At 35.4% G+C, this 7,519-nt stretch carries 9 protein-coding genes and 3 pseudogenes; 5 read left to right on the forward strand and 7 right to left on the reverse strand.

Translation table 11 applies throughout. The features are described from left to right. The 3 genes from GWI68_RS11895 to GWI68_RS11905 all read left to right on the forward strand — a co-directional run. Positions 1-966, forward strand: a 966-nt coding sequence (locus GWI68_RS11895) for a site-specific integrase (RefSeq protein WP_166540410.1), incomplete at its 5' end; no start/stop codon positions are given. Between the two features lie 3 nt (positions 967-969). Then, positions 970-1,713: a hypothetical protein gene (locus tag GWI68_RS11900; RefSeq protein ID WP_166540411.1), complete on the forward strand. Its 744-nt coding sequence runs from the start codon at positions 970-972 to the stop codon at positions 1,711-1,713. Between the two features lie 392 nt (positions 1,714-2,105). Next, positions 2,106-2,381 carry a hypothetical protein gene (locus tag GWI68_RS11905; protein WP_072069949.1) on the forward strand — a complete coding sequence of 92 codons (276 nt, stop codon included), beginning with the start codon at positions 2,106-2,108 and terminating at the stop codon, positions 2,379-2,381. Between the two features lie 6 nt (positions 2,382-2,387). On the opposite strand, the gene GWI68_RS11910 is transcribed toward GWI68_RS11905, so the two are convergent. The 4 genes and pseudogenes from GWI68_RS11910 to GWI68_RS11925 all read right to left on the reverse strand — a co-directional run bounded on the left by GWI68_RS11910 (position 2,388) and on the right by GWI68_RS11925 (position 4,776). Beyond that, a complete protein-coding gene (locus GWI68_RS11910) occupies positions 2,388-2,624 on the reverse strand; it encodes a hypothetical protein (RefSeq protein ID WP_166540412.1) in 237 nt (78 codons plus the stop codon). Continuing rightward, positions 2,612-2,968: a DUF3304 domain-containing protein gene (locus GWI68_RS11915; RefSeq protein ID WP_227336693.1), complete on the reverse strand. Its 357-nt coding sequence runs from the start codon at positions 2,966-2,968 to the stop codon at positions 2,612-2,614. Before GWI68_RS11915 ends, GWI68_RS11910 begins: the two co-directional genes overlap by 13 nt. A gap of 304 nt (positions 2,969-3,272) precedes the next feature. Beyond that, a complete protein-coding gene (locus GWI68_RS11920; RefSeq protein ID WP_166540413.1) occupies positions 3,273-3,746 on the reverse strand; it encodes a hypothetical protein in 474 nt (157 codons plus the stop codon). 59 nt (positions 3,747-3,805) lie between these two features. Next, positions 3,806-4,776: pseudogene (locus tag GWI68_RS11925) on the reverse strand (terminase small subunit). A 99-nt stretch (positions 4,777-4,875) separates the two neighbouring features. Here GWI68_RS11925 and GWI68_RS11930 point away from each other — a divergent pair. Then, positions 4,876-5,304, forward strand: coding sequence for a hypothetical protein (locus GWI68_RS11930; protein ID WP_166540414.1), 429 nt, complete (start codon positions 4,876-4,878; stop codon positions 5,302-5,304). 1 nt (position 5,305) lies between these two features. Here GWI68_RS11930 and GWI68_RS20425 read toward each other — a convergent pair. From GWI68_RS20425 to GWI68_RS11940, 3 genes and pseudogenes are all read right to left on the reverse strand, one after another. After that, positions 5,306-5,506: pseudogene (locus GWI68_RS20425) on the reverse strand (lysis system i-spanin subunit Rz); the annotation flags it as partial. A gap of 53 nt (positions 5,507-5,559) precedes the next feature. After that, positions 5,560-5,748 carry a hypothetical protein gene (locus GWI68_RS11935; RefSeq protein WP_166540415.1) on the reverse strand — a complete coding sequence of 63 codons (189 nt, stop codon included), beginning with the start codon at positions 5,746-5,748 and terminating at the stop codon, positions 5,560-5,562. A 160-nt stretch (positions 5,749-5,908) separates the two neighbouring features. After that, positions 5,909-6,367 (reverse strand): hypothetical protein, encoded by a 459-nt coding sequence (locus GWI68_RS11940; protein WP_166540416.1) that lies wholly within the window; start codon positions 6,365-6,367, stop codon positions 5,909-5,911. 46 nt (positions 6,368-6,413) lie between these two features. On the opposite strand from GWI68_RS11940, the pseudogene GWI68_RS11945 reads away from it, so the two are divergent. After that, positions 6,414-7,519 (forward strand): annotated as a pseudogene (locus tag GWI68_RS11945) (site-specific integrase); the annotation flags it as partial.

Consider the following 7,519-nt stretch of genomic DNA (forward strand, 5'->3'; position numbering starts at 1 on the left):
GGAGGGCAATATGGTGAAGCCCTTCCCTTCTCTGAGCATTTAGATAAATTGTTTTCTCGGATCATCAATGATGAACAACCATCTAAAAGCACGTTGAATGACTGGACTAACGACCTAGAAAGAGTGAAATCCTTTTTTAAGGATATTCCATCAAATGAAATATCTTTGGAACACGTTAATGGATTTATTAATAAATATCATGCTGAAGCTTCTGCCAATGTACAAAATCGAAAAGTAGGTTTTTTAAAGAAGATTTTCAGTTATGCAATAGATGAATCTCTTATGTTCGATAACCCAGCAGAACGTAAGAAAATGAAAAGAGTCGATGGTAAAAAACGTAGAAGATTATCTTATGAGGACTTTCTTAAAATCCGAGCATCCGCAGAGCCTTGGTTAAGAACAGCAATGGATCTCGCATTACAGACAACGCAAGCAAGGCTCGAAGTATCACGAATAAAATATAATATCAAAGCACCTAAAGAAGGAATATGTGGATGTGTTTGGTATGAGGAGCCTAAAAATGGAATATATGGAATAATCTATATCCATAGGCAGAAAGTACAATACAAAGAAGCTTCTCACGTTGCTATTCCCATAGGAAAGGCATTAAAAGAAATCATTGATAATAGTCGTGACAATGTGGCAAGCCCTTATATTGTGCATAGGCTACCTACTCGTATCCCAAATAAAGTGAGTAAAGAGGTTAATCATCCAACACAAGTTGCACCTGATTATCTTAGTCGTGCATTTTCAGCGTTACGTGATCGAGTGGGCGTTGCCAGTCATTTGCCTTTAGATGAAAGACCTACTTTTCATGAAATAAGAGCATTGGCGGCCTTTATGTTTAAACAACGTGGTTTTGATCCACAAGCTCGAATGGCTCATAGTGATGCAGAGTCAACAAAAATTTATACTGAAAATCATGTACTATGGGTTGAAGTGCCACATTGTGAAATAAATGGATAAATCATGACAATAGAACAATTTATAGATACTTTAAGTAAAATTCAGTTTAATCAAAGTTTATCATTATCGACATATTTTTTTATAGCCTTAATTTCTTCAATTGTATCAATTTTTTCTATTTATATTACAGGTTATCTAAAAGAAAAATCAAAGTTAGATTTTATAAAAAAAAATCTAACTGAAATAAATACTCAATTAGCAAAAAACACTGAGACAACTAAAAGTATTGAACATCAATTCATTCAGCAAACTTGGATTAATCAACAAGTCTGGATAAAAAAACAAGAAATTTATGAAGATATATTCAAAATCTTTCTTGATTTAGATTCCTATCTAGACCTAGAAAAAAAGGAATTAAATATATATTATTGGTTTGAATATGGCGTTGATCAATATTTTGATGATGAAAGTGGGCGTATCACCAAAGAAGATAAAGATAAACTATATCAAGATGTTATTGAATATAGAAATAAATTTAAAACAGGTGAATTTAACAAAAAAATGGACACTTTAAGAGAAAATAGAAACATACATCTTAATAATCTCGCTAATATCTTACATTTAAAATCAATTTTTTTATCTCAAGAATCTAAATCAATAATTGAAAATATTATTGAAGAACTAAAAAAAGAAATCATAGATGATGAAACATGGGATGAATATGTTGCTAAATCAACAAAATCTTTTAGCCATTATAAAAGTATTCTAATTCTTTCAGCTGAAAAGGAACTTTCTATACTAGGATAATTTATGGTAAAACTCCCTTTAACTCATTGATTCCTATAATGCATATTTTGTATATCTAGCACTGTATGTAATTACATGCAAATGTAGTATTTATATTTATAATCAAAGTGTTAGATAAATTAAAATCGGTTTCATGGGGTGTCGGGGGTCGTAGGTTCAAATCCTATCATGCCGACCAACAATATTTAAGAAAACCAACCATTTACGGTTGGTTTTTTTATGTCTGAAATTTGCTACTGGTAAAACTCTGGTAAAACTCTGGTAAAACGACGACAAATAATCTCTCAAAATCCCCCTTTCTTTAGCCCATAAAATTGCCCTTTTCTTCTTGCTATTCTATTCATTACTCTATATAAATTACTGTACAAAAACACAGTTAAATAGGTGGTACCATGATTAAACTTGAAATCAATAATGCTGAATATATTGCTCAGTTAGAAGAGGCTCGTTTATCTGCAGATAACCCGTATGGCTATCTGTTTATGGATATTATCTTTTCTGATCCAATGTTTGATGAAAGCACGTTTAAAATGAAAGATGTTAGACGGGAGCCAATGAGGACGTATATGACGGAGGATGTAGCAAGGGATTTATTTGAGAAATTGAAAACGCATTTCAATCATCAAAATATGGTACCGACATCAAAAAATATAAAGAATCTTATGTAGTTTTAGTTATTTGAAATCATCTTTCTCGCTAATATGTAAACTTATACAGCACGAATTTTTTAATTCTCGGTGACTGTCGCGCCGATATTGAAATTCTTCTCGTCCTATTTTTTCGATATTTTCAATTAACTGCTCTTTTGTCAGTTCTAACCGCCCCTTGAACGGGAGTTCAGGAAGAACCCAGCAAGGATCACCTTCAGTTTGAACTTGATCTTTTTTAGGGGCAATAATCATTGAGGACATTGTATAGGCTCCGGTTGGTCAAAGGGGTCTTTAATTGGATGATCAGGGTGTTCAATGCCATGGCACGTGGCGGTGATTTTCACTTGTTGGCAGGGTAAGAAGTGGACTTGCAATCCACAGGAATCTTCATATTCTGGGATAGTCACGGTGGTCTGATATTGTCGGTAATTGGCTTCCTGTTTTTTTATAAAATCTTTAAATGCAGGGTCTCCAACTCCAGGCATATCTTTAGGGTATGGGTCAGGATTAACTTCCCACTTTACATTGACTTGCATATTGGGTTGCCATATTTCAGGTAGCATGACACAGCAAGTGAATCCCCCCCGTTCGCCCCCGATAACCATTAACCGAAAACCAATTGATATTCGTGTCTACGACATGGTTATACCCCAATAAATTCGCCCCGACATAGGCGATATTGTCTTTCTGTTTATCGTCAGGAGAACATCCTAAAAGAAAGAGTGGAGTAATGAAAACAGCTAAATTAAATGCTCTCATATACCGTTCCTGTCTATTGAAAATAGAACCAGTATTGTACACTTAAGGTAAATTATCCATTCCTAAATGAGAATAATAGGAGTGACATTATTAGTTCTTATAAGGAACCATTATGTTAAATAGAACGATAATTGGTACAATTTATACTGTTTACAGACCAGGATATAATTGCCCTTCATCAACAAAATAAACCTGCATTAAATACCATCGCCCATCCTGAAAAATTAAATAATATTCATAAATAGGAGAGTAACCATCAGGTACAATATATTGCGTTGTGACAACAGTGATATTGTTAGTGCTCTTTACTACCGACAATATTTTTTCTTTTTTAGGGTCATGACTTGATTCAGAACCAAACGCAATGGGTTCTCCTACAAAATCAGGTAAGGTGTATTTAGTTAATAGCCTACGCCACGCCTTATCTGCTAACTCCGTATACTCATCAGGCTTCGAACCCATTAGGCTAAATGCGTAGTCATTCCATTCCATGTAATCTTGTTGAAATTGTCTAACCAAAATTTCAGGTGACTCATTAGACATGGCAACAGATTGATTCATAAATAATTCACCTAAAAAAAGAACAGTAAATAAATACAATGCATAAAATCGATATTTAGACATATTCCCTACCTACTCGATGCAATATTTAAATATGTTGTTATATCACACTGACTAAAATCTTACTGCTTTGATTTTACTCTTAATTGCATAAGTTGCTCGAAACTTAGGTGGCTTAAATCAATTCCTGTTGTTTGAATAGGCCCACCATCAGCACCCGTTAATTCTGTCTTATTCTTTAGCATACCTAAATGCTGTGCAACCATCTTAAGCGCTTCATCTTGATTACGGGTAATAACCTCAATACCGAACTTACCCTCTTTTACCCCTGCAAATAACCGACGGGCTGAGCCTGTTAAATCACGCGTATCATGAAAATGCGCACGACCAATACCAACACCGTTACAATGAGGGCAATCGGGGTTTGGATCTAATGTTTCATCGTAACCGTAGCCACCCACATCTTGAGGTGGCAGTTTATTGGCTGTGAGCGCTTTTTTAGTAGCGTCTTCAAACTCTATCGAATCACGCCATTGGTAATTGAATCCAAATCCCCAGCAATGACGACAACATAATCGACGGTATTCGGTCAACTCGTTAACGTCTGCCGTTGCGATATCCCACCATATTTTTAATACGGCATCTTGGGTTATCTCTGTTCTGCGTTCCCGTTCGGCTAATGCGTCAGTGATTGCTCTTGAAACCTTAGCATTTCTTAGCATGCGAGTAGCATTTACATAAGCTGTATTTCCTTCGCCTTTATAACCGGCTCGCTTATATGCTCCTGTTCGATTTAAGTCTATAAGGTATTCACTAACAAATTTAACCTGTTGTTCAGTTAGCCCGTAATTGCGCAGACTAAAGGTGTTTTCATTATCGTGCGCATTACTTGATTCATTACTCTGCGCAGTGGGTATATCACTATTGCGCATTGGCTCTTTTGCGCATTCTGCGCACTGGATATTTTGATGTATCGTCGGGCTGTTGCGTAGTTTAGTTCCTTTAGTTCGCACCACTCTTTAGGGGATATTCCTGTTATAGCATGTTCGGCGAGGAACTGTTGTTGTAGCATCCCCCAATCCGGTTTTGCCATTGTGTTTATCTCCTTAGCCTATTAAAAAGCCCATTCGTTAAAATAGGCTTTGTGATGAGTTATATTGACTTGCTAAACGTTAATTTAAGGAATGTATTAATGAAGATTAGTAAAATAATTGAACCAATAAATAGATATGCCGAAAAATTAAATGAATTTTTTGATGAAGTACCATCAATTAGTAAAAGAATTAGTATCATAGTATCAAACTTAGTAGCTTATACAGTGGTAAATGGTTTAATTCTCCTTATAGCAATCAGGGCATCATGTAAATATCCTAAGCTACAAGTTAACCCATATGATATAAGTGCTATTCTTATCGCTATGCTATTTTTTTTCTTTATCAATGATGTCTTTACTAATCACTTTCCGATAAAACCCAAAAAAAATGAGAAATTTACTTTAAAATTAGTTTTCATATATATATGTTTTGCTCTAGGTTCAATGCTTATCACATGGTTATATGTTGCTTCTATTTATCAGCCATTAATCTCAATGCCTGATAATATTTTTGAATGCACATCATAAATTAATAATCAACGTTACACTCTGTTCTCACATACTCCTGCAACCCTTTAATCACTTGCTCTGACTGTGCAATTCGCTCTCAGAGTAACCAATAATTTCTGATAGCGGTGTCAGTAGGTCGGGCGGTGGTTACATCATCCACGCCGGAGGTGGTAACGCCTTCGGATTTTGGACAGTTGGCTTTGATATACACCCGCTCAGGATGAACACCCTGCATATTCTTTTCACTACGTTTACTAAACACATATTTCGACATTACTTATTTACTCCAAGTTTATTTTTAATAAATATAAATATCGTATCGAGAACACGACTTAGTTTTTTAGTTCCAAGAAAAACAATCATAGCCCCACAAAATTCAGCTAATGATGTCCATGAATCAGACAACCCCATATAATGAAGCTCTAAATCAAACGCACGAATAGCACCAACAGTTAAAGCCACACATCACAGCCTCCGCAAATGATTGCCTAGTTGTGTTTCCCTCTCGACGTTCGCGGATAAACGCATTCTTTCTGCCGTTTACGTTGTTCTGCTTTACGTTCTGCTACTGTTTTTGCTATTGGTCTTGCCTCTCTTAGTAGTACAACTACTCACAAACAATTTAATCACTAAAGTTAAATTCAAATAAAAGGGACCCATGCTTGGAATGAATCACAAAATTATCCCAGCGTATTGCATACCAAATTGGCGGGATCATATTCACTCTATATATTGAAGAACCTATAGTGTATGGCTGAATTAAATCTCTGAAACCAACGACTAAATTCTTTAGTAAATCCGAATGCTTTGTAGCAATACCAAGTTGAAAAAACCATTCTTCCACTATTTTAATCATATCGTTTTCACTGATTTGCTCTAACGAAACATTCCAATGCTCAATGGGATATTCATCGCTATGACGAATAATTACTGACTGAACCGAGCTAAGTAACGTCGCTTTTTCTTCCACATAAGTGCACTCATAGTCAGGGGCAACATTTGGCTCTCTATTCAGTGACTCAACAGCGCATAAGTAGCCATTGATTTTTTCAACATCCAACAAAACAAGTTCTTTCGACATCAGTTTACATTTCATTTTTCATCACTTTTATTTTACTTATATATCAATTGTATATAATAAACTCATCCAATAATTTAGGCATTTACCTGACTTTCTATATTACGATTCATCTAAAAAACAATATCGCTTAACGCTAACTAACGGTATTCGCAAATGTATTGGTGCTGATAAAGCAAAAGCTATCGCAATAGCCAGAGAATACAATAATATCATGCGCCCAGAAAAATCCGTTTCTATAAATTCATTAATTGTTGATTCAGGAGGGCAATATGGTGAAGCCCTTCCCTTCTCTGAGCATTTAGATAAATTGTTTTCTCGGATCATCAATGATGAACAACCATCTAAAAGCACGTTGAATGACTGGACTAACGACCTAGAAAGAGTGAAATCCTTTTTTAAGGATATTCCATCAAATGAAATATCTTTGGAACACGTTAATGGATTTATTAATAAATATCATGCTGAAGCTTCTGCCAATGTACAAAATCGAAAAGTAGGTTTTTTAAAGAAGATTTTCAGTTATGCAATAGATGAATCTCTTATGTTCGATAACCCAGCAGAACGTAAGAAAATGAAAAGAGTCGATGGTAAAAAACGTAGAAGATTATCTTATGAGGACTTTCTTAAAATCCGAGCATCCGCAGAGCCTTGGTTAAGAACAGCAATGGATCTCGCATTACAGACAACGCAAGCAAGGCTCGAAGTATCACGAATAAAATATAATATCAAAGCACCTAAAGAAGGAATATGTGGATGTGTTTGGTATGAGGAGCCTAAAAATGGAATATATGGAATAATCTATATCCATAGGCAGAAAGTACAATACAAAGAAGCTTCTCACGTTGCTATTCCCATAGGAAAGGCATTAAAAGAAATCATTGATAATAGTCGTGACAATGTGGCAAGCCCTTATATTGTGCATAGGCTACCTACTCGTATCCCAAATAAAGTGAGTAAAGAGGTTAATCATCCAACACAAGTTGCACCTGATTATCTTAGTCGTGCATTTTCAGCGTTACGTGATCGAGTGGGCGTTGCCAGTCATTTGCCTTTAGATGAAAGACCTACTTTTCATGAAATAAGAGCATTGGCGGCCTTTATGTTTAAACAACGTGGTTTTGATCCACAAGCTCGAATGGCTCATAGTGATGC

Source organism: Proteus sp. G2669, assembly GCF_009915245.1.
GTDB lineage: Bacteria > Pseudomonadota > Gammaproteobacteria > Enterobacterales > Enterobacteriaceae > Proteus.

Excerpts from the sequence above, each read along its gene's own strand:
- GWI68_RS11920 (WP_166540413.1), bottom strand. The coding sequence starts at position 3,746 with ATGTCTAAATATCGATTTTATGCATTGTATTTATTTACTGTTCTTTTT.
- GWI68_RS11940 (WP_166540416.1), bottom strand. The coding sequence starts at position 6,367 with ATGTCGAAAGAACTTGTTTTGTTGGATGTTGAAAAAATCAATGGCTAC.
- GWI68_RS11905 (WP_072069949.1), top strand. The coding sequence starts at position 2,106 with ATGATTAAACTTGAAATCAATAATGCTGAATATATTGCTCAGTTAGAA.
- GWI68_RS11910 (WP_166540412.1), bottom strand. The coding sequence starts at position 2,624 with ATGTCCTCAATGATTATTGCCCCTAAAAAAGATCAAGTTCAAACTGAA.
- GWI68_RS11915 (WP_227336693.1), bottom strand. The coding sequence starts at position 2,968 with ATGGTTATCGGGGGCGAACGGGGGGGATTCACTTGCTGTGTCATGCTA.
- GWI68_RS11900 (WP_166540411.1), top strand. The coding sequence starts at position 970 with ATGACAATAGAACAATTTATAGATACTTTAAGTAAAATTCAGTTTAAT.
- GWI68_RS11930 (WP_166540414.1), top strand. The coding sequence starts at position 4,876 with ATGAAGATTAGTAAAATAATTGAACCAATAAATAGATATGCCGAAAAA.